General features: G+C 60.5%; 23 protein-coding genes and 1 riboswitch. Of the genes, 8 read left to right on the forward strand and 15 right to left on the reverse strand.

Features of this window, described 5'->3' with window-relative positions; translation table 11 throughout:
* Window positions 1-11: 11 nt before the first annotated feature.
* From glyS to AX768_RS01890, 10 genes are all read right to left on the reverse strand, one after another.
* Window positions 12-2,111: a glycine--tRNA ligase subunit beta gene (gene glyS, locus AX768_RS01845; protein WP_061998538.1), complete on the reverse strand. Its 2,100-nt coding sequence runs from the start codon at window positions 2,109-2,111 to the stop codon at window positions 12-14.
* Window positions 2,112-2,129: 18 nt separating this feature from the next.
* On the reverse strand, window positions 2,130-3,137 hold the full coding sequence (gene glyQ / locus AX768_RS01850) for a glycine--tRNA ligase subunit alpha (protein WP_075358982.1): 1,008 nt from the start codon (window positions 3,135-3,137) through the stop codon (window positions 2,130-2,132).
* A 187-nt stretch (window positions 3,138-3,324) separates the two neighbouring features.
* Complete coding sequence (locus AX768_RS01855; protein ID WP_061998539.1) at window positions 3,325-3,807, reverse strand: GNAT family N-acetyltransferase; 483 nt, start codon at window positions 3,805-3,807, stop codon at window positions 3,325-3,327.
* A gap of 9 nt (window positions 3,808-3,816) precedes the next feature.
* Entirely contained in the window at window positions 3,817-5,460 is a 1,644-nt protein-coding gene (gene lnt, locus AX768_RS01860) for an apolipoprotein N-acyltransferase (RefSeq protein WP_061998540.1), read from the reverse strand.
* Window positions 5,461-5,581: 121 nt separating this feature from the next.
* Window positions 5,582-6,493, reverse strand: coding sequence for an HlyC/CorC family transporter (locus AX768_RS01865; protein ID WP_061998541.1), 912 nt, complete (start codon window positions 6,491-6,493; stop codon window positions 5,582-5,584).
* 187 nt (window positions 6,494-6,680) lie between these two features.
* Window positions 6,681-7,349 (reverse strand): gamma-glutamylcyclotransferase, encoded by a 669-nt coding sequence (locus tag AX768_RS01870; RefSeq protein ID WP_061998542.1) that lies wholly within the window; start codon window positions 7,347-7,349, stop codon window positions 6,681-6,683.
* A 3-nt stretch (window positions 7,350-7,352) separates the two neighbouring features.
* Complete coding sequence (ybeY, locus tag AX768_RS01875) at window positions 7,353-7,820, reverse strand: rRNA maturation RNase YbeY (RefSeq protein WP_061998543.1); 468 nt, start codon at window positions 7,818-7,820, stop codon at window positions 7,353-7,355.
* Between the two features lie 15 nt (window positions 7,821-7,835).
* Window positions 7,836-8,924, reverse strand: a complete 1,089-nt coding sequence (locus tag AX768_RS01880) for a PhoH family protein (RefSeq protein WP_061998544.1) — start codon at window positions 8,922-8,924, stop codon at window positions 7,836-7,838.
* A gap of 32 nt (window positions 8,925-8,956) precedes the next feature.
* Complete coding sequence (gene miaB / locus AX768_RS01885; protein WP_061998545.1) at window positions 8,957-10,318, reverse strand: tRNA (N6-isopentenyl adenosine(37)-C2)-methylthiotransferase MiaB; 1,362 nt, start codon at window positions 10,316-10,318, stop codon at window positions 8,957-8,959.
* Between the two features lie 126 nt (window positions 10,319-10,444).
* Entirely contained in the window at window positions 10,445-11,410 is a 966-nt protein-coding gene (locus AX768_RS01890) for a LysR family transcriptional regulator (RefSeq protein WP_061998546.1), read from the reverse strand.
* Between the two features lie 103 nt (window positions 11,411-11,513).
* On the opposite strand from AX768_RS01890, the gene AX768_RS01895 reads away from it, so the two are divergent.
* From AX768_RS01895 to AX768_RS01915, 5 genes are all read left to right on the forward strand, one after another.
* Window positions 11,514-11,897: a VOC family protein gene (locus AX768_RS01895; RefSeq protein WP_061998547.1), complete on the forward strand. Its 384-nt coding sequence runs from the start codon at window positions 11,514-11,516 to the stop codon at window positions 11,895-11,897.
* A gap of 16 nt (window positions 11,898-11,913) precedes the next feature.
* Window positions 11,914-13,098 carry an MFS transporter gene (locus tag AX768_RS01900; RefSeq protein WP_061998548.1) on the forward strand — a complete coding sequence of 395 codons (1,185 nt, stop codon included), beginning with the start codon at window positions 11,914-11,916 and terminating at the stop codon, window positions 13,096-13,098.
* A gap of 4 nt (window positions 13,099-13,102) precedes the next feature.
* Entirely contained in the window at window positions 13,103-13,483 is a 381-nt protein-coding gene (locus AX768_RS01905) for a pantoate--beta-alanine ligase (protein ID WP_061998549.1), read from the forward strand.
* Window positions 13,484-13,880: 397 nt separating this feature from the next.
* Window positions 13,881-14,741, forward strand: a complete 861-nt coding sequence (locus AX768_RS01910) for an FkbM family methyltransferase (RefSeq protein ID WP_197672641.1) — start codon at window positions 13,881-13,883, stop codon at window positions 14,739-14,741.
* Window positions 14,742-15,244: 503 nt separating this feature from the next.
* On the forward strand, window positions 15,245-16,171 hold the full coding sequence (locus AX768_RS01915; protein WP_155524152.1) for a hypothetical protein: 927 nt from the start codon (window positions 15,245-15,247) through the stop codon (window positions 16,169-16,171).
* A gap of 56 nt (window positions 16,172-16,227) precedes the next feature.
* Here AX768_RS01915 and ribB read toward each other — a convergent pair whose 3' ends face one another.
* The 3 genes from ribB to glpD all read right to left on the reverse strand — a co-directional run bounded on the left by ribB (window position 16,228) and on the right by glpD (window position 19,854).
* Window positions 16,228-16,974 carry a 3,4-dihydroxy-2-butanone-4-phosphate synthase gene (ribB, locus tag AX768_RS01920; protein WP_061998551.1) on the reverse strand — a complete coding sequence of 249 codons (747 nt, stop codon included), beginning with the start codon at window positions 16,972-16,974 and terminating at the stop codon, window positions 16,228-16,230.
* Between the two features lie 130 nt (window positions 16,975-17,104).
* A riboswitch (FMN riboswitch) is annotated at window positions 17,105-17,286 on the reverse strand.
* 101 nt (window positions 17,287-17,387) lie between these two features.
* Window positions 17,388-18,146 carry a helix-turn-helix domain-containing protein gene (locus tag AX768_RS01925; protein ID WP_082778853.1) on the reverse strand — a complete coding sequence of 253 codons (759 nt, stop codon included), beginning with the start codon at window positions 18,144-18,146 and terminating at the stop codon, window positions 17,388-17,390.
* Between the two features lie 127 nt (window positions 18,147-18,273).
* The gene (gene glpD, locus AX768_RS01930) at window positions 18,274-19,854 is read right to left on the reverse strand and encodes a glycerol-3-phosphate dehydrogenase (RefSeq protein ID WP_061998552.1); all 1,581 of its coding nucleotides are present in this window, start codon (window positions 19,852-19,854) and stop codon (window positions 18,274-18,276) included.
* 230 nt (window positions 19,855-20,084) lie between these two features.
* On the opposite strand from glpD, the gene AX768_RS01935 reads away from it, so the two are divergent.
* Window positions 20,085-20,465 carry a hypothetical protein gene (locus tag AX768_RS01935; RefSeq protein WP_061998553.1) on the forward strand — a complete coding sequence of 127 codons (381 nt, stop codon included), beginning with the start codon at window positions 20,085-20,087 and terminating at the stop codon, window positions 20,463-20,465.
* 34 nt (window positions 20,466-20,499) lie between these two features.
* Here AX768_RS01935 and AX768_RS01940 read toward each other — a convergent pair whose 3' ends face one another.
* On the reverse strand, window positions 20,500-20,697 hold the full coding sequence (locus tag AX768_RS01940; protein ID WP_062000698.1) for a hypothetical protein: 198 nt from the start codon (window positions 20,695-20,697) through the stop codon (window positions 20,500-20,502).
* Window positions 20,698-20,967: 270 nt separating this feature from the next.
* Window positions 20,968-21,747, reverse strand: a complete 780-nt coding sequence (locus tag AX768_RS01945) for a DeoR/GlpR family DNA-binding transcription regulator (RefSeq protein ID WP_061998554.1) — start codon at window positions 21,745-21,747, stop codon at window positions 20,968-20,970.
* A 497-nt stretch (window positions 21,748-22,244) separates the two neighbouring features.
* Between AX768_RS01945 and AX768_RS01950 the strand changes: the two genes are divergently transcribed.
* Together AX768_RS01950 and AX768_RS01955 are read left to right on the forward strand one after the other, a co-directional pair.
* Window positions 22,245-23,072, forward strand: coding sequence for a ferritin-like domain-containing protein (locus tag AX768_RS01950; protein ID WP_061998555.1), 828 nt, complete (start codon window positions 22,245-22,247; stop codon window positions 23,070-23,072).
* Between the two features lie 70 nt (window positions 23,073-23,142).
* Window positions 23,143-23,658, forward strand: a complete 516-nt coding sequence (locus AX768_RS01955) for a hypothetical protein (protein WP_061998556.1) — start codon at window positions 23,143-23,145, stop codon at window positions 23,656-23,658.
* The last annotated feature ends 6 nt before the right edge of the window (window positions 23,659-23,664 follow it).

The following is a 23,664-nucleotide window of genomic DNA, read 5'->3' on the forward strand; positions in this document are numbered from 1 at the left end:
GGTGTGTCGCATCAGGCGGCGAGCTTCGAGATATCCGCGACGCAGTTCATCTGCTGATGCAGCGCGCCGAGCAGAGCCAGGCGGTTGTTTCGCAGCGCGGGATCTTCGGCGTTCACCATGACGTCGTTGAAGAAGGTGTCAACCGCGTCACGCAACGCGGACAACGCGGACAGTGCTTCCGTGTAGTTGCGCTCGGCCAGTTGCTTTTGCACCTGCGGCGCAACCTGCTCGAGCTGCGCGTACAGCGCTTTCTCGGCGGCTTCTTGCAGCAGCGCAGGTTGCACGCTTGCCGGCACGCCTTCGGCCGACTTCTTCAGGATGTTCGAGATGCGTTTGTTCGCAGCCGCGAGCGATGCCGCCTCCGGCAAGCTCGCGAATTCACGCACGGCCTCGAGGCGCGCAACGATGTCATCCAGTCGAGTGGGGTTCAGGCTCAGCACGGCATCGATTTCGACCGCGTTGAAACCGCGCTCGCGCAACACGCCCCGCAAACGGTCCATGAAAAATGCGTAGATCGCGTCGGTCGAATCGGCGACTTGCGGCATATCGGCAAACTGCTTTTGCGCGATGCGCAGCAAGTCGAGCAAATCGATAGCCAGTTTCTTTTCCAGCAGAATGCGTAACACACCGAGCGCGTGGCGGCGCAGCGCGAACGGATCTTTTTCGCCCGTCGGCTGCAAGCCGATACCCCAGATGCCCACGAGCGTTTCCAGCTTGTCGGCCAGGGCGACGGCGCTGCTTACGCCAGTGGACGGGGTTTCATCGCCGGAAAAACGCGGCTGGTAATGTTCCGAACACGCGAGCGCGACCTCTTCCGGCTCGCCGTCATGGCGCGCGTAATACGTGCCCATCGTGCCTTGCAATTCAGGGAATTCGCCGACCATGTCGGTGAGCAAGTCGGCCTTCGCGAGCAGGGCGGCGCGCTTCGTCACGGCGACGTCCACGCCGATCATCGGGGCGATTTCGCCTGCCAGCGCTTCGAGGCGCTGCACGCGCTGCAGTTGCGAGCCAAGTTTGTTGTGATACACCACGTTCGCCAGCAGCGGCACGCGGTCGGCCAGGCGCTTCTTCTTGTCCTGCTCGAAGAAGAACTTGGCGTCGGCAAGACGCGGACGAATCACGCGCTCGTTGCCTTCCACGATATCGGCCGGCGTTTCTGTTTCAATGTTCGACACAATCAGGAAGCGCGAGCGCAGCTTGCCGTGATCGTCGGTCAGCGCGAAATACTTTTGGTTCGTCTGCATGGTCAGGATCAGGCATTCCTGCGGCACTTGCAGGAACGATTCGTCGAAACGGCACTGATACACGACCGGCCATTCGACCAGCGCGTTCACTTCGTCGAGCAGCGTCTCGGGCATCACGACGCGATCTTCGCCTGCAAACGCGAGCAACTGCGTGCGGATGGATTCGCGGCGGTCATCGAAATTCGCGACTACACGGCCCTTCGAGCGCAGCGTCTCCGAGTAATCGTCGGCGTGACCGATCGCCACGATTCCGCTCGAGAGGAATCGATGACCCAGCGTGGTGTCGCCCGAATCGATGCCAAGCGCGCTCACCGGCACGATGTCACGGCCATGCAGCGCGATCAGCCCATGCACCGGGCGCACGAACTGCACGCTGGTGCCGTCGGGCCGTTGATACGTCATGAGCTTCGGGATTGGCAACTTGCCGAGCGTCTCGGTCAGCGCGGTTTGCAGGCCTTCAGCGAGCGTCGCGCCCGGCGCCGCGTAGCGCAGGAAGAACGCTTCGGCTTTGCCGTCTTGCGCGCGCTCGAGATCTTCGATCTTGATATCGGGGAACCCGAGCGCGGCAAGTTTCTTCGCGAGCGGCGGGGTGGATTGTCCGTCTTTATCGAGCGCTACGCTGACGGGCAGCACTTTCTCGCGCACTTGCCGTTCGGGCGCAACCGCGCGAACGTTCTTGATCAGCACGGCGAGACGGCGCGGCGTGGCGAATTTCTCGAAACTCGCTTCGCCTTCAAGGAGGTCGCGCGCGGCAAGCCGCTGCACGATGCCTTCGGCAAACGAGGTGCCAAGGCGCGCGAGCGCCTTTGGCGGCAGTTCTTCGGTCAGCAGCTCGACGAGCAGCGATGCGGGATTGGATTCGGTCATTGTTATGTCGTGCTCTGGTCAGGCCTGATCGATATTGCGCTCGACCTTCAGCGCCGGCACCCACGAGGGCTTGGCGGCGTCTTCGGCGTCGGTGACGACTCCGGCTGCGGCGTGTACGGGGTTGCCCAGCATCGGGAAACCAAGCGCTTCGCGCGACTCGTAATAGCCCTTCGCGACAAGGCGCGAAAGATCACGAATCCGCCCGATGTACGCCGCGCGCTCCGTCACCGAAATCGCGCCGCGTGCGTCGAGCAGGTTGAACGTGTGGCCGGCTTTCAACACGAGTTCATACGCGGGCAACGCCAGCTTTGCGTCGATCATCTTTTTCGCTTCGGCTTCGTAGCTCTTGAAGAACGTGAACAGCAAGTCGACGTTCGCGTGCTCGAAGTTGTACGTGGACTGTTCCACTTCGTTCTGGTGATAGACGTCGCCGTAAGTGAGGCGCCGTGTCTCGGGACCATTCGGGCCGTTTTCTTCCCATTCGGTCCACACGAGGTCATAGACGTTCTCGACCTTCTGCAGATACATGGCGAGCCGTTCGAGGCCGTAGGTGATCTCGCCCAGCACCGGCTTGCAATCGATACCGCCAACTTGCTGGAAGTATGTGAACTGCGTGACTTCCATGCCGTTCAGCCAGACTTCCCAGCCGAGGCCCCACGCGCCGAGCGTCGGGTTTTCCCAGTCGTCTTCCACGAAACGCACGTCGTTCTGCTTCAGATCGAAGCCGAGCGCTTCGAGCGAGCCGAGGTACAGATCGAGAATGTTCTCGGGCGCCGGTTTCAGCACCACCTGATACTGGTAGTAGTGCTGCAGACGGTTAGGATTGTCGCCGTAGCGGCCGTCCTTCGGGCGGCGCGACGGCTGCACATACGCTGCACGCCACGGTTCCGGGCCGATCGCGCGCAGGAACGTGTGCACGTGCGACGTGCCCGCGCCGACTTCCATGTCGATTGGCTGGAGAAGCGCGCAACCCTTGTTGTCCCAATAGGATTGCAGCGTCAGGATGATTTGCTGAAAAGTGAGCATGAATGCCTTTGAAGCGTGCCTTCGAGGTCGGGCCGGCGGATGAACGTGTCCGGGCGTCCTTCGAAGCGGACCGGAAATTCCGACGGCCGGAGGGCTAAAACCTTGAATTTTAGCGGGAATGAGGGGCTAGCGCGACTTTTTGGGGTGGAACAGCAGACTCATAGGCCGTTCGGAGGGGAAATCGGGGTCAAGCGCCGAGACGTTTCACCATCGGGACGCAATCCATTGTCAGGCCGCGCGGCGAGCGGTACTTCGCGATTTCATCGCCGACGAAACCCAGCGAGCGGTAAAAGGGCGCCGCGTTCAGCGTGGAATCCAGCCGCAGCTTCGTGCAACCCCCGGCACGCGCCAGCGTTTCGAGATGCAGCACCATCCCCGCACCTATGCCGCGTTTCATGTACGCCGGGTCCACGAAGATTGCATCGATCTTGCCGGTAGTGACATCGATCATGCCAGTGCCCGCAACGCGCTCATCCACGGTTGCAACGAGGAACCGTTCTTCGACGGCATCGGCGAATGCTTTCGATGTCGCCCCGCCTGTCCATTCGTCGAGTTGTTTGAGCGGATACGCGTTGATGCACTCGCTCATCACGGCGGCGCGGCGGATTCGCCACGCAACGTCGGCGTCGGCGCGCATGGCTTTGCGGATGATGAAGGCGGGAGAATGCATATGCTGGTTTCAGCTCTTCTTGCGCCCCGGCGCGAACGCGAAGCCAAATGCCAGCAGCAACAGCGACACCAGGATCACCGTCATGTTGCCGCTCGTCACGTAAGGCGTGCGCCCGGATGTACCTTGCACGGTGGCATCGAGGGAACCCGTCGTGTAGACCGGAAGCCTTGCCACCACCGCGCCGTTCGCCGCGATCACCGCGGTCGTACCGGTGTTCGTGGAACGAAGCATCGGGCGGCCGGTTTCGATCGAGCGCATACGGGCCATCTGCAAATGCTGGTCGAGCGCAATCGTGTCGCCGAACCACGCGAGGTTCGTCGAGTTCACGAGAATGCCCGCGGGCGCTTCCTGCTCGCGAATCGTGCGCGCGATTTCTTCGCCGAAAATATCTTCGTAGCAGATATCGACGGCAATTGGCTGGTTGTGCACGAAGAACGATTTCTGCACCGGCGGACCGCGTCCCAGGTCACCGAGTGGAATGCCCATGAGCGCCACGAACCAGTGGAAACCCGTCGGCACGAATTCGCCGAAGGGCACGAGGTGATGTTTGTCGTAGCGGTACACATCCTTCTGGTTCGGCGTGATGCCGAACAGGCTGTTCGTATAATCGGTCGCGCGGCCTTCGGGCGAAACCGTCACGCCGATCGCGCCGAACAGGATGGACGAGTTGGTGGTATCGGAGAAATTGCGCAGTGTCAGCGCGAGGTCTTGCGGCACTTGCACGGCGAGAACGGGGAACGCGGTTTCGGGCGTCACGATCAGGTCAGCCGGTTTCTCGGTGATCAACTTCTTGTAAAGCTGCAGCGACTGGTTCACGCCTTCCTGCTCGAACTTCATTTCCTGCTTCACGTTGCCTTGCAAGAGCCGCACGGTCAGCGGCGCATTTGCGGGAAGCGTCCATTCGACCAGCGACAGCAACATGCCCGCCACGACCAGCACGATCGCCCCGATAAACGGCGCGAACTTCGCGAACGGCGTGTCGCCATGCCGAAACGTATAGAAGCCCTGCACGAGCAACGCAGCGACGAGCGCCAGCACCCAGCCAACGCCATACACGCCCGCGATTGCCCCATAGCTTGCCAGCGGACCGTCGACCTGGGCGTACCCGCTCGAAAGCCATGGGAAGCCCGTGAAGACCAGTCCGCGCAGCCATTCGCCGAGGGCCCATGCACTGGCGAACGCGAATGCGCCGTGCCATGTGGGGACGAAGCGCGGTTCATCGGCGGCGGGGATTACAGAGCCGTTCTCTTCATACCGCGCCCGTCCCGCACAAAACGACCAAAGAACGCCTGCAAGGGCCGGGTAGATCGCGATGTACATGGAGAACAACACGACCGCTGCGGCCGCCAGCGGCGCCGCCATGCCGCCGAAATCGTGCATGCTGACGTAAAGCCACCAGACGCCGGTGACGAAATTGCCGAAACCAAACGCCCAGCCGGTCAGGGCCGCGCCTTTCCATCCGCTGGTACGGGTGAGCCACGCAAAGAACAACGTGAAGATCACGAGTTCGATCCAGCCGCCATGCGGCGTGGGCGCGAATGAAAGGGTGTTCGCGGCGCCCAGGATTGCCGCGACGAGGTAATGCCAAAGCGGCAGGGACTGGGCGCTATCAATCCGGTTACTGCGCCGCAAGGCAAAACGGGAATCGGCCATGGATTACGAAATCGACTGGAAAGTAGGGGATGACGCGGCGTGACCGTCGCGCGTCATGGTGTGACCGGCAGCATGAGCACGCGGCGTGAAACGGGATTCATGCGCGCGTTCATGCTCGTTCTCAATCGCGGTCTTCGTCGCTGTCGCGGGAGCGGCCATCGAGCGCCGGGGTATTGACCGCGCGCCGCACTCTCAGCACGTGAATCTGGCGGGCGTCGCCGCGCAGGATCTCGAACACGAAGTCGTCGATCTTCACCTTCTCCCCACGATGCGGCACGCGGCCGAATCGATGCGTCACCAGCCCGCCGATGGTGTCGACTTCGTCGTCGGAATAATGCGTGCCGAACTCTTCGTTGAACTGTTCAATGCCCGTGAGCGCGCGCACACGATGCCGGCCGTCAGGCGTGGCAATGATGTTGCCGGCTTCTTCGTCGAAGTCGTATTCGTCTTCGATGTCGCCAACAATCTGTTCCAGCACGTCTTCGATCGTGATCAATCCGGCCACGCCGCCGTATTCATCCACCACGATTGCAATGTGATTCCGGTTCACGCGGAAATCGTGAAGCAGCACATTCAGGCGCTTTGATTCGGGAATGAAAACGGCGGGGCGCAGCATGCCGCGGACATCGAATTCTTCTTCGTGGTAATAGCGCAGCAAGTCTTTTGCAAGCAGCACGCCGATTACGTTGTCGCGATTGCTTTCAAATACCGGATAACGCGAGTGCGCTTTTTCCAGCATGAAAGGGATGAATTGCTCGGGCGTTTCAGCAATGTTGATGGCGTCCATCTGGGCACGCGGAATCATGATGTCGCGGGCGCAGAGTTCGGAAACCTGGAATACGCCTTCGATCATGGAGAGCGAATCCGCGTCGAGCAGATTGCGTTCGTGGGCGTCCTGGAGAACTTCCAGCAGTTCGTCGCGAGATTCCGGCTCGTGCGAGATGAAATCGGTCAGGCGCTCGAGCAGCGTGCGCTTTTCCGGTTTGTCGGCAGGTTTGTCGGTATATCGTCGACTGGGATAGGCGTCGTTCATAGTGGGGCGTGCGGAGTGTTCCGAACGCAAAATCACGGAAAGTTAAGAATACACCAAGGAAATTTCGCGCCAATTGATCCGGCGCGAACGCGTGCTACATCATGTGCAAACATCGTAACTGATAAATATGGGCGCAGTATGTCGGACGCCTGACGTTAGCCAATCGGCCTATCTCCGCCGAAGAGATTCATTCCTGCGATGAATCCGCATCCTTGCATCGTTGCAAAAGCGACTCCAGCGCACGGTCCGGCATGCCGCATTCTCGCAGCGCGGCCACGGTGCGGCTGACGTAGTCGAGCGTAGTGCCGTATCGGCCGGTCGCGCAGCCAAAGACGCGGCGCACGATCGGATCGCCGAGCTTGCCGGTGTAAGTGGGTGCTTCACGGCGCATCACGAATGCGAGCGCGTCGACACGGCGGCCATCGATCAACGTGCATGGCAACCACGCGACGCGATACGAATTCATTGCCATTTCGCGCCGCCACAGTACTTCGAGGTGTTCGTCGGCGCCCTCGGCGGCAAGCCGGAACGCCATGCCGGAACAGGAACCGCCCCGATCCAGCGCGAGGACGAGGCCCGGTTGTTCGGGCGTGCCGCGATTCACGCGCGACCATAAATACAGGCCGCGATGATATCCGTGCACCTTGCTGCGCACCGCTTCCACGGCCGGCAACCCCGGATTCCAGATCAGCGAGCCATAACCGAACAGCCACAAATCCGTCTTGCGATCCCAGTGTGCGAACGCTTTTTCGCGCGATGCCAGCAGTTCCGCGTCGGTAAGCAGGCGCGACTCGGCAAAGACCGGCGGGTAGTCGGCGTCAGGCAATCCAGGAGGGGGGAGAGGTATGTCGGTCAAGGCTTAATCAGGCGGCAACGGCAAATAGGGATCGGTGAAACCGAGCTTTTGCATGATGCCGGTTTCGATCGATTCCATTTCATCCGCCTCGGCGGAATCTTCATGATCGTAGCCTTGAGCATGCAGCGTGCCGTGCACGATCAGATGCGCGTAATGCGCGGCGAGCGGTTTGTTCTGCTCACGCGCTTCGCGTTCCACGACCGGGCAACACAGGATCAGGTCGCCCGAAACCGGATCGTCTTCCGATTCGGCATACGCAAAGGTCAGCACGTTCGTTGCGTAATCCTTGTTCCGATACGACCGGTTGAGCGTGCGGCCTTCATCGGTATCGACGAAACGTACCGTCAGTTCCGCGTCCGCGAAGAGCGACGCCTTGATCCAGTTGGCGACCATGGCACGCGGCAAGAGCGCCTTGTGCTCCGGATACGCCTTCGCGGCGGGAAATTGCAGCGTCAATGCAAGTTTCGGCATGACTTTATTCGCTGCTTACTTTGCCGCGGCCGCGTCGGAATCGCGCTGCGACTGCGCGTCGTACGCTTCCACAATGCGCGCGACGAGCGGATGGCGCACCACGTCCACGCTGGTGAAACGCGTCATCGCAATGCCGCGCACGTCCGCCAGGACATGTTGCGCCTCGATCAAGCCGCTCTTGTGACCGCGCGGCAAGTCGACCTGCGTGGTGTCGCCGGTGACGACCGCCTTCGAGCCAAAGCCGATCCGCGTCAGGAACATCTTCATCTGCTCGGGCGTGGTGTTCTGCGCCTCGTCCAGGATGATGAACGCGTGGTTGAGCGTCCGGCCGCGCATGTAGGCGAGCGGCGCGATCTCGATCATCTGGCGCTCGAACATCTTCGCGGTTTTATCGAAGCCGAGAAGGTCGTAGAGCGCGTCGTACAACGGGCGCAGATACGGATCCACTTTCTGCGCGAGATCGCCCGGCAGGAAACCCAGACGCTCGCCGGCTTCCACCGCCGGGCGCGTCAGGACGATGCGCTTTACCTGATCGCGCTCCAGCGCATCGACTGCGCACGCCACCGCCAGATACGTCTTGCCCGTACCGGCCGGGCCGATGCCGAAAGTCACGTCGTGCGCGATGATCTGCTTCAGGTATTCGCGCTGCATGGGCGTGCGGCCGCGCAGGTCCGCACGCCGTGTGTAAAGCTTCGGACCCGGATCTTCCTCGTCGCCCAAATCGATGGTGACGCTGGGTTCATCGAACGGATGATCGGGGTCGCCGCGAAAACGCGGATCGACGGGATCGGAATTCAGATTGTTCGATGGTTTTGCGGCATTCAATCCCCGCCGCGCCGCATTGCGCGCCTCGACCAGCGCCAGTTGAATGTCGTCCACCGACAGCGAATCCTTTGCGCGGTTGTAGAAATTCTCGAGCGCCGTGAGCGCCACTTTCGCGCCGCGTCCGCGGATCGTGATCTTGTGACCGCGGCGCGTGAGCGTCACGTCGAGCGCCTGCTCGATCTGCCGCAGGTTTTCGTCGAGCGGGCCACACAGGTTGGCGAGCCGCGCGTTGTCGTCGCGCGGTGCGGTGAATTCCATATGCTGCTGAGCGGTCTTCAAGGCGAGAGTCGGGGTCCTGTCGAAGCTTCAGTTTAGTGAGTCGTGGCCGGCGTCAAAATCAATTCGCCGCGCAACGAATGGGGGTATGCCACGTTGATTTCTACATCGACCATCTGGCCGATCAGCCGTTTGTGCGACGAAATCGGTACCGGGAAATTCACCACACGATTGTTTTCCGTGCGTCCGGCGAGTTCGCTCGGGTCCTTGCGCGACGGTCCTTCCACCAGAATACGCTGCACCGAACCCAGCATGGAATTGCTGATTTTCGCGACGTTCGCCTCGATGGTCGCCTGCAGATGCTGCAAACGCTTGAGCTTCACTTCGCGCGGCGTGTCGTCGTGCAGGTTCGCGGCGGGCGTGCCGGGACGCGGGCTGTAGATGAACGAGAAACTCGTGTCGTAGCTCATTTCGTCGATGAGCTTCATCATCTTCTGGAAATCGTCCTCGGTCTCGCCGGGGAAACCGACGATCATGTCGGTTGACAGCGACAGATCCGGGCGGATCGCGCGCAGCTTGCGGATCACCGACTTGTATTCGAGCACCGTGTAGCCACGCTTCATGGCCATCAGGATGCGGTCGGAGCCGTGCTGCACGGGCAGGTGCAGGTGGCTCACGAGCTTCGGCACTTTCGCGTAGGTATCGATCAGCCGTTGCGTGAATTCCTTCGGATGCGACGTGGTGTAACGAATCCGTTCGATACCCGGAATCTCCGCCACATATTCAATCAACGTGGCGAAGTCGGCAATATCAGTGGAGTGCTGCGTCACCGGCCCGCGATACGCATTCACGTTCTGCCCGAGCATGGTGACTTCGCGCACGCCCTGGTCGGCGAGACCGGCGATTTCAGTCAGCACGTCGTCGAGCGGCCGGGAGACTTCTTCGCCGCGCGTGTACGGCACGACGCAATAGCTGCAGTACTTGCTGCACCCTTCCATGATTGATACAAACGCGCTCGGGCCATCCACGCGCGCCGGCGGCAAGTGATCGAACTTTTCGATTTCGGGAAACGAGATGTCGACTTGCGAGCGCCCGCTGGAACTGCGTTTCGCGATCATGTCCGGCAGCCGATGCAAGGTCTGCGGGCCAAACACCAAGTCCACGTAGGGCGCGCGGGAAACGATCGCCGCGCCTTCTTGGCTCGCCACGCATCCACCCACGCCGATGATCAGGTTCGGATTCGCTTCCTTCAATTCACGCACGCGGCCGAGGTCAGAGAAGACCTTTTCCTGCGCTTTTTCACGCACGGAGCACGTGTTGAAGAGGATCACGTCCGCGTCTTCCGGCGTGTTTGTCTGGATGAGGCCATTGGCTGCGTTGAGGACGTCGACCATTTTGTCGGAGTCGTACTCGTTCATCTGGCAGCCGAATGTCTTTACATAAACTTTCTTGGTCATGAATTTCGCCGGTCGCAGTGATTAGTCTGGGGGCGCGGTGTTTGATGCGTTGAAGGGATTCTTTCACGTGTTTTAGCGCTGATTCAGACCTGTTCGGCCGGAATTCGCGCATCGTTTAGCCCAATATTATAGCGCCCGCTCGACTTCTCGCCCGGGCTGGCCGGGCGGGTAGGCCAGGTCGCCGAGCAATTCTTCCGTCGCGCGCGCGAAGCGTTCAGTGAGGAAATCCAGCAGAACGCGTACGCGCGGCGCCATGTACCGGTTCGCGTGGAACAGCGCATGGACCGCCGCCTCGTGCGAACACCAGTCGGCGAGCAGCATTTTCAGCGCGCCGGAGCGGACATCGGCGGCGATATCCCATATCGATTTGTGCGCGATGCCTTGCCCCGCCAGCGCCCACGCGCGGGACAAGGCGCCGTCGTTGGTTTCCCAAGCGTCGGCAAGCGGGATGATGTGGGAATACCGCTCGTCGCCGCGCACGAAGTTGATTTCGTTCAGCGTACCCGTCGATGTCACCAGCACCGAGAACGAATGCCCGGCGAGATCGGCGGGCGTTTTCGGCTCGCCGTGCTTCGCCAAATATTCCGGCGATGCGCACAGCACACGCCGGTTTGGCGCGAGGCGGCGCGCGACGAGGCTGGCATCGGGCGGAAGTCCGAAGCGGATCGCCAGGTCGATGTCCTCGCGCAACAGGTTCGACACCGAATCCGCCAGGGTCAGCGCGAAGCTGACGTCGGGGTGAATCCGGCTGAATTCATCGAGCCAGTGGCAGAGCAGGTTGCGCCCGAAATCCGATGTTGCCGAGATCCGCACTTTGCCGCGCACGAGGTTCTGCCCGGCATGCAGCGCGGCTTCGCCGTCTTCAATGGCCTGCAGCGCGATCCGGCAATGCCTGAGATAAAGCTGGCCTTCGTCGGTGAGGCGGAGCTGGCGCGTGGTGCGCTCGAACAATCGCGCCGTGAGGGATTTTTCCAGCTTGAGCAGGCGCGCGCTGGCGGCCGCCGGCGACAAACCCAGCTTCCTCCCCGCCGCCGACAAGCTGCCGAGCGCCGCGGCTTCAACGAACAGGCGCATATCGCCGAGTCGATCCATCGTCACTCTCAATTGCAATTTGATAATGCTTCAAATGCTACGCCAATTATCAAAACCTTACCTGTGACGGAGAATTTGATGCATTGCAGCGTAGGAAGTCGATATGAAGCTGGATCACGCCACCATCGTCACGCCCGATTGCGAGCCAATGCGCCGTTTTTTCACCGACGTAGCCGGCATGACCATCGGCCCGCGTCCGCCGTTCGGCATAGGCGGTTGCTGGCTGTATCTGAACGGCGCGCCGGTCGTGCATCTGGTCGAAAGCGGATCGGTGCTTGTGGCGCCGGCCGGAGGGCGAGCGGCGACGCGTATTGACCACATTGCGCTGCGCGTAACCGATGAAGCCGAATGGCAAACCTTGCTCGCGCGTCTGCACGAGCATGCCGTGCCGTTTTCCGAAGCCGACGTGCCGGTTTCCCGCGAACGCCAGGTGTTCGTGCAGCTTGCGCCCGGCGTGGTCGTCGAATTTGTCGTCCAGCTTTCTTAATACCTAGGACCTTCCCATGCCTATCCCACTTCTAGCGCTTGCCATCAGCGCCTTTGCCATCGGCACGACCGAGTTCGTGATCATGGGCCTGCTGCCCGATGTGGCCCGCGACCTGGCTGTATCGATACCGTCTGCCGGCTTTCTCGTCACTGGCTATGCGCTTGGCGTAGCCGTCGGTGCGCCGCTGCTTGCCGTACTCACCGCAAAATTGCCGCGCAAACTTTCGCTGCAATTGCTGATGGGCGTATTTATCGTGGGCAACGTCTTGTGTGCCATGGCGCCCGGCTATTCGATGCTGATGGTGGCGCGCGTGGTGACATCGTTCGCGCACGGCTCGTTTTTCGGCATCGGCGCGGTGGTCGCAGCGTCGCTCGTTCCGGCTGAAAAGCGGGCAAGCGCAATTGCGCTGATGTTCACCGGGCTCACTCTGGCGAATGTGCTGGGCGTGCCGTTCGGGACGTTTGTCGGGCAGCAGTTCGGATGGCGCGCGACGTTCTGGGTGGTATCGGTGCTCGGGCTGGTGTCGCTGATCGGCGTGGCTGCGCTCGTTCCCAACAAACACGATTCAGGACCGTCGAACTTCGGCCACGAACTGCGCGTGCTGAAAGAGCCGCAAGTCTGGCTGGCACTGGCCATGACGGTGCTCGGCTTCGGCGGCGTCTTTGTGGTGTTCACCTATATTGCGCCGATCCTCGAGCAGGTCAGCGGCTTCGGGCCCCACGGCGTGACGCTCGTGCTGGTGCTGTTCGGCGTTGGACTCACGATCGGCAATACGATCGGCGGGAAGCTCGCGGACCGGGCGCTGATGCCGTCGCTGATGGGCATTCTCGTCGCGCTCGCCATCATCATGGCCGTGTTCGCAAAGACCAGTCACAACCAGATCCTCGCCGCGATCACGATTTTCATCTGGGGCATTGCCGCGTTTGCGACCGTGCCGCCGCTGCAAACCCGGGTGGTGGAGAAGGCGAAACACGCGCCGAACCTGGCATCGACGCTCAATATCGGTGCGTTTAATCTGGGTAACGCCGGCGGCGCGTGGCTCGGCGGCGTGGTGCTGCAGCAAGGTCATCCGCTGGATTCGCTTCCGTGGGTTGCGGCGGTGGTGGCGATCGTGGCGCTCGCCGTAACGTGGTACGCAGGCCGTCTCGATGGCCGTGGCCAGGCGCCCGCGCGCTTTGCCCCCGGAGACTGTCGCGGCTGAGACCATGCGCGACGCCAATGGCCTCGCGCTCAGTGCGCGCAATTGTTTTCTGCGGCCGTCCGAGTGCGCCGAAGCACCGGAACCCGCCAGGACGCTTAATCGCGTGCGCGCCGCTGTGTTGTCAGGCAATCGCGACTTTGCGTCGATTAAAAAAGATGCGGTGCATACTCGGGCCAAGCGCGGCTGGCAGCAGGATTACATTGCAAGAACCGGCTGCCACCGCTCCAAATCTTTCCTCACGCTCAGGACAGGTACGCTGCGTTCGCTACCGAATGACGTGATGTCCCATTCTGCGAGCGATGCAAACGGATTCGACACCAGACGGCCCTGTGCTGTGGTTGAGAGGCAAGCCGATGCCGATCGCTCGGTCGAGGCCCGCTGGTGACTTCGGTCAGCACATAACCGATCCTGCTGACTTATGCGCGTCGGCCTGCAGTGCGATGTTCCTTTCGCACGTGTGAGTGCGCGTAGCGATGTCCATGTCTTCCGCGATCAGGAATTTCGTTAACTATTGTCAATGCTCAGGAATGCGTCGAATACCGTTTTATACTACTGATATCCGGGGCGCGGCTGGCCGTGTTTCGGCATGTCTGGCACGACGGCGTCCTTGTGCACATTGCCTAGTACAACGAACATTTCTTCAGACCGGTCAGCGACCAACGCATTGACGCGCTTTAGTGAGATCGGGTCGTTTCGGGAACTGCGGGAATGAGATCTGACGCCTCATCGAATTTATGACGCGCGATACATTCCTTCTTCAAGATCAGAAAGAACTTCAGCACATGAACTTATCGACCGATAGGCCGCTTAAAAGGCAGATTATGCAAGTTGCCGAACCCTATACGTTGGTTCAAGCCAGGCATGGATGGATGCTCGCAAACCCCAGCGACTTCTACATCGGCAAAGCGATGCTCGAATACGGCGAGTATGCCGAGATCGAAGGGCAGTTTCTGAGCCAGTTGTTTGTTCGCCCGGGTGCTGTCGTCGAGGTTGGTGCCAATGTAGGCACGCATACCGTTGCGCTCGCCAGACAGGCGGCCCAACAACGACGTGAGATGTTCGCTTTCGAGCCGCAACCATTCATTTTCCAGAACTTGTGCGCCAATCTTGCACTTAATGGCATTACGAATGTACGCGCATGGCCTTGGGCGTGTGGGGCTAAAGCAGAGACCGTGTACTTTTCCTCGCCTGACTACAACGCACCGGGCAACTTCGGCGGCGTATCCATGCATGCAAGCCCGGCTAATCAGGACATTGCAATACCTTGTGTTCGCCTGGACGACGTACTTGCAGACCACCCAGTCGGCCTGATTAAAATCGACGTAGAGGGCTTTGAACTACATACGCTGCACGGGGCCGTTAATCTTCTGGCCGCATCGCGCCCTGTACTGTATCTGGAGAACGACCGGGATGATAAGTCGCAGGCGTTGATCGAATGGCTATGGAGCCAGGACTATCGGCTCTGGTGGCACATTCCGCAGCTGTTCAATCCAGCAAACTTCTTCGGCATCCAGGAAAATATCTACGGCAATGCCGCGTCCTTTAATATGCTTGCTCTACCACGAGAGGCCGATATACCCGTAATCGGTCTCCCGGAAGTCACCGACGCGACTTATCATCCGCATCAGGAAGGGGCGTCATGACAGACTCGAGGCTTTCTTGGCTTGCTCGGCCTTATCAGCTAGTGTGGTTCGTATCCAATGTTATCGGGCCGTCTCAAACAAACGTGTGCCCTTTTCTTTAATGTAGTCTCAAGCGCGCCGCTATTGTTAGCTGTTGACAGGCCTTCCCGGCTTTCGGACACAGGCAATGGGCCACCGAGATGATTATTTTGCACTCTTTTATTCGCAGCAGCGATGGGGTCTGCTGCGACGGCTTGGTCGGGGTTGAATCGGCGGCGATTTCGGTATGCACCGGAAATACATTTAATCCAAACATTCGAGAAGATCTCCGGTCAAATACACGCCACCGGCGGGATATTGGCGCGACTAGGCAGACGATCAATGCCGAAAGGACCAATTCCCCGATGGACGACCAGGTCGGTCAAGATACTGTTGCATTACTGCATTGTGGACCGGCCGATGCGCTCTGACATTCCCCGTGGCCCGATGTCATTGACCCGGCGACCTCAACCGATTAGCGTGTCGTGCGCGCCGCAATTCGTCACCATGTGGCTGATTGCTGCAATCCGCGCTTCAACACGCTTTTCGACCGGGGTTTTATGGAAGACATCACGCTGAGCCAATGCCTGAGGGGCGCATGGCGCGACGCCGCGCTGTCCGTGCGGCGCATGCCCACGCTTTTCCTGCTGGCGTTCGTCCTCGTGCTCGGCACGGGCGTCGCCGGATATCAGGAACAACTCTCAGCGCCGCCTTCGGCCAGCCCGCTTTCATCGATGACCGATGGCAGCGCCGTCCACGGCGCCGCGCTGGGTCATTCGCTCACATCGCTCGGACTCGCGTTCTTGCAGTCGCTCGTGATCGCGGTGCTGGCGGTTCAGGTGATTCGCTTCTCGATGACGCTGCACGCAAAGCCGGGTGGCAATGACGTGGAAGCACAGCCAAAACGCCTCTGGGACGCCGGTTTCCGCCGATATTTCCTGCTGTGCATCGCATTGGTCGCGGCCTATGTGGGGGCGACCATCGTTGTTGTGATCGCGTGGATCCTGATGCGGCTGGCGGGATTGTCGAGCGGGACATCGATGGCGGCCACCGCCACGCTCGCCATCCTCGCGCTTTGCGGCATGAGCTACGTGTCGGCGCGCCTCGCACTGCTGTTTCCTCACACCGCGGCGGGCGGGCGGCTTGCATGGCGCGCCGCGTGGGAAGATTCACGCGGACATTTCTGGGCGATTGCATCGACGGCGGTGGTCGCCATCTTGCCGATCGTGGCGATTGCGACGGTGTTCACCGTGGTCACGGAGATGCTGGCGACGGCGGCTTCCACCGATAGCCTGACCGTGGGTTTGCTGGTCGTGCAGAGCATCGTCACTCTGTTCTACACGGCGACGACCGCGACTTGCTCGGTTTGGCTCTACAAGAAGTTCGGAGCGGTTTTGAAAGCGCAGCCTTGACGTTGTGCTTAAAAAAACGCGGCTCTCGAGCCGCGTTTTTTTGTGTGGAAGCCGCGTTAGACGGTTTCTTCAGCTGCGTGGGTTTCCTGAAGGGTTTCCCGAGCGTCTGCCAACGCCATCCGGAAATCCGCCAGTTCGGCGATGGTCAGCACCGGGATATTCCGCTCCTTCACGAACGCATCGATTTGCGCGCCTCGTGCCATCGTTCCATCCGGGTTCATGAGTTCGCACAGCACGCCGGCGGGTTTCAGGCCCGCGAGAATCGCGAGATCGACCGTCCCTTCCGTATGTCCGCGCCGCGTGAGAACGCCGCCCGGTTGCGCACGCAACGGAAACACGTGACCCGGACTCACGATATCGCCCGGCTTCGCGCCATCCGCAATCGCCGCGCGAATCGTCGTCAGCCGGTCCACGGCGGACACGCCTGTGGTGACGCCTTCGCGTGCTTCTATCGATACCGTGAAGGCCGTGCCGTACTTGCTGCCGTTGTCGGCGACCATGGGCGGGAGATGCAGCGCGCGCACGGCGTCGTCCGGCAGGCACAGACACACAATGCCGCTGCACTCGCGGATCATCAGCGCCATGCCTTCAACGTCGAGCTTTTCCGCCGCGTAGATCAGGTCGGCTTCGTTTTCGCGGTCATCGTCGTCGAGCAATGCAACGGCGCGGCCTTCGCGCAAGGCTTGCAGCGCGGCGGCGATTCGGGGAGGGGTCTTGACGGAATTTTCGGCCGAGCGAAGTTGCTCGAAGTCGGCGAATGCGTCGGGAGTGAAGCGATTGAGGCTGGAAGCAGCTACGGACATGATGAAACGCTCTCGCAATAGAAATGGGCGAAAAACGTTTCAGGGCATTGCAAACAGGCAGAACGGCACGCGAGACCTGGCGCGGACGTCAAGACGCCACGACAAACACGCGATACGAACATGACCATCTGCACATCTTCTCTCATCCGGACTATGACCGTCGGCTCTGGCATCTCACCAGATCTGCTGACCCCATGGTCCGGTTCGTACAACGACTACGATCCGGTCCACGGGCGCTCGCGGGCTCGCGTCGGGCTTTAAAACCTGACGCATACCGCCGGTGGGGAATTACACCCCGCCCTGAAGACGTACTGACTTGTCGCTGGACACTTAAAAACCGCGACTAATTCCAGGATACAACATGCCAGCCAATGTTGCAGCGCCGCTTAGTAGCGGCGCGTTGGCTGGCGAACTTAATTCGTCTCTTCGATACGCCGTGAATCGCCCGGCACATGCCAGCGCGGCGGCGTTTCCGCATTCACCGTGACCTGGTAAGCGCGCGCTTCCGTGCTGCCGGGATTGCGCAGCGCGTGGGGCTGGTCGGCGTCGAAGACAATGGCGTCGCCAGTGCCGAGCAATTGCGTGCGGTCATGCACGCGCAGCTCCAGCGTGCCGTCGCTCACGACCAGATTGACCGTGGTGCCGGGCGGCCTGGGGCTGCCAGTCTCGGTGTGCAGCGGCGCGATGCGCAACTCATGGAATTCCGCCGATGCCGGCGCGCTCAGCGGAAACAGCGGTCGCGCCGAAAAACGTCCATTCGATGTCACCAGCCGCGTCGACTGATCGGCCGCAAGGAACTCGATGCCGTTCGTTGCATGACGCCGCAAAAACGCCGCGACCGACACCTTCAACGCCCCGGCGATCTTGTGCAAGACCTTGATGGACGGCACGCTGCGGGCCGATTCGATCTGCGCGAGCATCGCACGGGAAACGCCGGATGCGCGGGCGAGGGCGTCGAGCGAAAGCTGGCGTTCGGCGCGCAGCCGCGCCAGGTTCACGCCGACAAGATATTCCAGCGCGTCGTTTGCTTCCTGAGCGCTTGTCTGAGGAATGTGTTCCTCACGATGAATTTCCGCCGATGCCGCCCGCGTTGCCTCGGCGCGTTCGGCCGGCTCGCGTGCGTCGTACGATTCGCGCACGAGTTCCAGCGATGAATAAGCCGGTGCAACCATGATGAGCCTCCATTCGGACATGCCGCGCAGACCGGCGCGGCATCGGTGAAGGAAAGACTAGCATCGGCAGAAGTTGCATCAAACGAAGATATCGTCACACCGTTATCAGGCGCGGCAGGATAGGTTTTTACACGGCGGTTCGCGATGGAGCCAGCGGCGCGGATTGAAATTGCGGTTGCGCCCATGCTTGTGTTTGTGCAAACCATCCGTCGATACGCCGCGTCACCTCATCCAGCGATCCGGGTTCTATATGCAGGCCGAGTTTCGAACGGCGCCACAGGACATCGTCGGCGCAGGTCGCCCATTCGTTGTCGCGCAGATAGCGCAGTTCGGCCTCGTAAAGGCCTGGCGCGATGGCTTCGCCCAGATCGGTCAGCGAGGTTGCATCGCCGAGCAGCTTTTGGACACGGGTTCCATAAGCGCGTGCATACCTGTGAGCCAGATCCGCCGGCAGCCATGGCTTGTTCTGCTTCAACGCGGCGAGGAATCTATCGAAATTCGCATCGGCGATATCACCGCCCGGCAGCGGCGCGCCTTCCGTCCACGTCTTGCTTTTGGCGGAGGACTGGAGCGCGTCGCCGAGTTTATCGACGGCTTCTTCCGCGAGCTTGCGAAAGGTGGTGATCTTCCCGCCGAACACCGATAACAGCGGCGCCTGGTTTGCGGGGGTATCGAGTTCGAGCAGATAGTCGCGCGTGACGGCCGATGCGTTTTCCGCGTTCTCGTCTTCCAGCAGTCCGCGCACGCCGGAATAGCTCCAGCAGACATCGTCGGGGCCGATGTGCTTCTTGAAGTACCGGTTAATCGACTCGCACAGGTAAGTGGTCTCTTCCGGACTGATGGTCACCTTCGATGTATCGCCGTGATACTCCAGATCCGTCGTGCCGATCAGCGTGTAATCGTGCTCGTAGGGAATTGCGAAGATGATGCGCTTGTCCGGATTCTGGAAGATGTACGCGTGGTCATGTTCAAAGAGGCGACGCGTGACGATATGGCTGCCTTTGACGAGGCGCACGGTATGGCGCGTGTGTGTGCCGCTGCCAAGCGACCCTTTGAGCAGTTCGCTGACCCAAGGACCCGCCGCGTTCGCGATGGAACGCGCTTGCACGTCGAGCGTCGCGCCGTGATCGTCCACGAGCGTGGCGTGCCACACACCGTCGTTGCGCGCCGCGCTGACAAGCCGCGTGCGGGTCTTGATCACCGCGCCGTGTTCCTGCGCATCGACCGCGTTCAGCACGACCAGGCGCGCGTCGTCCACCCAGCCATCGGAATACACAAAACCGCGCTTGATCGAATCGATGAGCGGCGCCCCGGCGGGGTGTTTTCGCATGTCGATGCCTCTCGACCCCGGCAGCAACTGGCGCCGCGCGAGGTGATCGTAGAGGAAAAGGCCGGCGCGGATCATCCAGGCCGGGCGCAGGTTGGGCACGTGCGGCATCACGAAACGCAGCGGCCACATGATGTGGGGCGCCGCGCGCAGCAACACTTCACGTTCCTGCAACGCCTTGCGCACGAGCGAGTATTCGCCATATTCGAGATAACGCAGGCCGCCGTGAATGAGCTTGGTGCTCGATGACGACGTATGCGACGCCAGATCGTCCTTCTCGCACAACAGCACGCTCAAACCCCGACCCGACGCGTCGCGTGCGATGCCCGTGCCATTGACCCCGCCGCCCACGACGAGCACATCGAAAAGATTATCTTGCATCGCTTATTCGCCTCGTTTGCCTTCGCCGCGCTCTGGCAGAACATAAATGTTCGAATTCGAAATTTAACGAACAAAAACGAAAATGTAAAGTCGGCTGATCGGCTACTGCTTCGTTTTGGCGAATATTCTTGGTTTTCGGTCGTTTACCAAAGCAATAGGCCGTTTGGCCGAGTGGCGCGAAGGCGGCGTCAGACCGATACTGTGGAAAGTGAAAACCGGGAGTAAAGACAATGCGAAAGTTGCTGGTGGCAGGCGCGTTTGGGGCGCTGGTGCTGGGCGGATGTGTTTCGACGCCCGATATGTCGGGGTCGATGGGCGCGCCTTCCTTGAGTGCGCTGCAGTCCATGTGCGGTTCGACCGCCGTGGATTACGGCGCGGATGCGCAGAGCGTGTACTCGGCGTTATTCGATGCGTATGTGGCGCAAAAGCGCGGCAAGTTATCGAAGGATCAGTTCTGCGCGTTCCAGGCGGGGATCGCGGACCAGCATTCGGCGTTCGCGGCCAGCCGCACGACCGAGGCGCAAAGCGCATGGGCGACGTTCTTTGCCAATCAGCGAGCGCAAGCGCTCAGTTGGCGCGCCGCCGTCGATCCGACGTTGCGCGCGGGCTGAGTTCCGAAGTAGGGCGGATTAGGCGAAGCGAAGGTTACGAGTACCGCTTGATTGCCTTCATCGTGGAGTCGCCAGTAGCCGTGAGGCTCCAGAGCTGAAGTCCCGATGCGAGATTCTCTAGTTGCACGAGCTGACGCTCGAGGAGGGCGTCGAGTTCGTCGCGAACCATGTCCATCTGGTTGGGTGCTTCCTGTAGCAGGAGCAGCGTGGCAAATTCGTGCGGACTGAGCATCGTGTTCTCCATGACGCGTTAAGCGAGGCAGGAACTTCGAGCCGGCAGACCTATGGCGAACAGCCGCTTCCTGAACCCTGGAAAGGCGGCGCTGCGTAGCCGGGATTTGATTGTATGCAAGCGTTGCTCGAGTGCCAAACGCTTGCGCAAAATAATGGGTTTGACTTTTGGGAGGCGCGAAAGCGGTTCGGCGGGAGCGGGAAAACGTAGAAATTACCTGAGGTTCGTGCCGCAGCGCACACATCGATTTCGGTTGCGCTCATCGAAACCTTACTCGGCGATGTACACCTGCGTGTTCGCACCCGTGAGCGTTTCGGCCATTTCCGGCGGCGTGGGGGCATCGGTGAAAAGCGCGTCGATCTGGTTCAGATGACCGAGCCGGACAAGCGCCGGACGGCCAAATTTCGAGTGATCGGCGGCGAGAAAGACGGTGCGTGCGTGATTGATGATCGCTTCGGCCACGCGGACCTCGCGGGTATCGAAGTCGCGCAGTGTGCCGTCGGGTTCAATACTTGACGCCCCGATGATCGCAAAATCCACCTTGAACTGCCGGATGAAGTCGATGGCAAGCTCACCGACAATGCCCTTGTCCCATGGACGGACAATGCCGCCGGTGATCAGTACTTCGCAATCGGGGTAGCCGCTCATCATGGCCGCCACGTTGAGGTTGTTCGTTATCACGTGCAAGCCGCGGTGCCGGTTCAGCGCCCGGGCAACTTCCTCGGTCGTGGTGCCGAGGTTGATGAAGAGCGAAGCCTGATCAGGAATATGCGATGCAACCAGCGCGGCGATGCGGCGCTTTTCATCGTGGAACATGCGCTGGCGCGCCGTGTACGAGACGTTCTCCGAACTGGTCGGAAGGCTCGCGCCGCCGTGGTAACGGCGCAGCAGGTTCATGTCCGAGAGCCAGTTGACGTCGCGGCGAATGGTCTGTGGGGTGACGTCGAAATGTGTGGCCAGGTCCTCGACGGTCACGAAGCCATCGCGTTGCACCCAGTCGAGCAGCTCTTGCTGTCGTGCGTTCAAGGTGATGCGGGGATCTCGAGTCATGGCGTCCGTACGTGCGCTTTAATGTCGTGAGGTGGCCGTATTGTAAGGGATAGGCCGCATCGACTGGACGATAAGGCTGTGCGGTATAGACATCTGCACAAGCAAATTCCTGAGGATGGCAAGGTCGATCGATGAACGTCGATATCTCGCAGCTTCAGGTATTACAACCGTCCCACCTGTCATCCCGCAAACAGCAGTGTGATTGCGCTTTGGCGAAATCGACTTGTAAGCAAGACCAGGTCGCGCTGTTCGCGCACTGGCAACTCACTCCCATGACTCGGTATGATTTGTGCTGAATTAAACAGTATCCGGAACTGACCATTGCTTGAGCGGTCTCTCTTCGTGCCTGCAGCTTCGCTATAACCCGGCTAATATGCAGGCTCAAAGAAGTCCTCAACCATATGAGAACGCCATGACTTCGTTGTTCATGGCGTTGCCTGATTTTCGGCCGGTTTGGCTGACGGCGCGTTCAATACAGATTTGGGAGCGCGATATTTATGCACACTGAAAGTACCCATGTGATGCCTTGGCGGATCGAAGACATCGACCTGTCCCGGATCGACCGTCGCAAGGCGGCATCCAACGAACATCTGCTCTTGTTGCTTTGTGCGGCCTCGTTCATCGAGAGCGGCACCGATCTCTATACGAGCAACCTGAGCACCTATTTCAACGACGATCCGGAAGTTTCCTCCTGGCTCAACACCGAATGGGAACCCGAGGAAATGCAGCACGGCCGCGCGTTGAAGACGTACATCAACCACGTGTGGCCCGAGTTCGACTGGGATACGGCATTCAAGAATTTCTTCGCCGAGTACTCGCTGACGTGTTCGGTCGAGGACTTCGAGAAGACCCGCGCGCTGGAAATGGTTGCGCGGTGCGTGGTGGAGACCGGTACGGCAACCTTGTACCGCGCTATCAATGAATGCTCCGACGAACCGGTGCTGAAGCAGCTCACAGACAACATACGTACCGACGAAGTCCGTCACTACAAGCACTTCTTCCGCTTCTTCAAGAAGTACAACAAGATCGAAGGCAACGGCCGGTTCGCCGTGCTGGGCGCGCTGCTGCGACGCGTGATAGAAATCAAGAACGAGGATTCCGAGATCGCGCTGCGCCACGTTTTCGCCATCCGCTATCCGGATCGCGCGAACGACACAGCGCATAACCGCGAGCTGGCAGCGCGCGTGAACGCGCTGGTTCGACGCAATTTGTCGGCGGATATGTGCGTGAAGATGCTGCTCAAGCCGCTGGATTTGCCCGCACGCATCCAGCCAAGCGTTCACTATCCAATCGCGAAGATCACGCAGCACGTTTTCTTCCGCTGAGCTTCGCTGTGCGTGATGCTTTGATCGATGGCCCGCTTTCGCGGGCCATCGTCCTTTCACGGAGTTCCATATGAGCGATCCCTCGGCATCGGGTACACGCGACATTGAGCACGGCACGTTCGACGAATGGCCGCTGCCGCTGCGCGCGCTCTTCGACGGCACATCGATAGAAACGAAAGCGGGTTTCACCGCATCGCTTCTCGCCGCCGATGAAGGCCGTATCCGAACGTCGTTGCTGAGCGTCGGCGAGTTGTTCGCGCCGGACCCCGGCAGCTTGTGCTTTTCGTTGTGGCCTCAGTCGCGGGCGGCGCGGGTGATATCGAAGACCGGGTTGGCCACGTTGACCTTCGTCTTCGATGAAGCGTTCTTCCAGGTCCAGCTACGGGCCGAGGTCGTGCCGTTCGCGGACTCGCCGGTGACGTGTTTTATCGCGACGATCGAAAGCGGTGAATGGCAGAAGGTTGCCTACGCGCGGCTCGCGCAGGGAATCGAATTCGCCTTTGCCGAGGGGCAGGAGAACGCCGTACTGGACCGCTGGCGTCATCAGGTGGAAGGACTGAAGCGTGCCGCGAGCGCGGCCCCCTGAAACGAA

The sequence above is a fragment of the Burkholderia sp. PAMC 28687 genome (assembly GCF_001577465.1).
Taxonomy (GTDB): domain Bacteria; phylum Pseudomonadota; class Gammaproteobacteria; order Burkholderiales; family Burkholderiaceae; genus Caballeronia.

Excerpts from the sequence above, each read along its gene's own strand:
- AX768_RS01895 (WP_061998547.1), top strand. The coding sequence starts at position 11,514 with ATGAAGCTGGATCACGCCACCATCGTCACGCCCGATTGCGAGCCAATG.
- AX768_RS01940 (WP_062000698.1), bottom strand. The coding sequence starts at position 20,697 with ATGCTCAGTCCGCACGAATTTGCCACGCTGCTCCTGCTACAGGAAGCA.
- AX768_RS01955 (WP_061998556.1), top strand. The coding sequence starts at position 23,143 with ATGAGCGATCCCTCGGCATCGGGTACACGCGACATTGAGCACGGCACG.
- glpD (WP_061998552.1), bottom strand. The coding sequence starts at position 19,854 with ATGCAAGATAATCTTTTCGATGTGCTCGTCGTGGGCGGCGGGGTCAAT.
- AX768_RS01905 (WP_061998549.1), top strand. The coding sequence starts at position 13,103 with ATGCGCGACGCCAATGGCCTCGCGCTCAGTGCGCGCAATTGTTTTCTG.
- AX768_RS01900 (WP_061998548.1), top strand. The coding sequence starts at position 11,914 with ATGCCTATCCCACTTCTAGCGCTTGCCATCAGCGCCTTTGCCATCGGC.
- AX768_RS01865 (WP_061998541.1), bottom strand. The coding sequence starts at position 6,493 with ATGAACGACGCCTATCCCAGTCGACGATATACCGACAAACCTGCCGAC.
- AX768_RS01855 (WP_061998539.1), bottom strand. The coding sequence starts at position 3,807 with ATGCATTCTCCCGCCTTCATCATCCGCAAAGCCATGCGCGCCGACGCC.
- ybeY (WP_061998543.1), bottom strand. The coding sequence starts at position 7,820 with ATGCCGAAACTTGCATTGACGCTGCAATTTCCCGCCGCGAAGGCGTAT.
- AX768_RS01890 (WP_061998546.1), bottom strand. The coding sequence starts at position 11,410 with ATGGATCGACTCGGCGATATGCGCCTGTTCGTTGAAGCCGCGGCGCTC.
- AX768_RS01910 (WP_197672641.1), top strand. The coding sequence starts at position 13,881 with ATGAACTTATCGACCGATAGGCCGCTTAAAAGGCAGATTATGCAAGTT.
- glyQ (WP_075358982.1), bottom strand. The coding sequence starts at position 3,137 with ATGCTCACTTTTCAGCAAATCATCCTGACGCTGCAATCCTATTGGGAC.
- AX768_RS01950 (WP_061998555.1), top strand. The coding sequence starts at position 22,245 with ATGCACACTGAAAGTACCCATGTGATGCCTTGGCGGATCGAAGACATC.
- lnt (WP_061998540.1), bottom strand. The coding sequence starts at position 5,460 with ATGGCCGATTCCCGTTTTGCCTTGCGGCGCAGTAACCGGATTGATAGC.
- miaB (WP_061998545.1), bottom strand. The coding sequence starts at position 10,318 with ATGACCAAGAAAGTTTATGTAAAGACATTCGGCTGCCAGATGAACGAG.
- AX768_RS01925 (WP_082778853.1), bottom strand. The coding sequence starts at position 18,146 with ATGGTTGCACCGGCTTATTCATCGCTGGAACTCGTGCGCGAATCGTAC.
- glyS (WP_061998538.1), bottom strand. The coding sequence starts at position 2,111 with ATGACCGAATCCAATCCCGCATCGCTGCTCGTCGAGCTGCTGACCGAA.
- AX768_RS01945 (WP_061998554.1), bottom strand. The coding sequence starts at position 21,747 with ATGACTCGAGATCCCCGCATCACCTTGAACGCACGACAGCAAGAGCTG.
- ribB (WP_061998551.1), bottom strand. The coding sequence starts at position 16,974 with ATGTCCGTAGCTGCTTCCAGCCTCAATCGCTTCACTCCCGACGCATTC.
- AX768_RS01935 (WP_061998553.1), top strand. The coding sequence starts at position 20,085 with ATGCGAAAGTTGCTGGTGGCAGGCGCGTTTGGGGCGCTGGTGCTGGGC.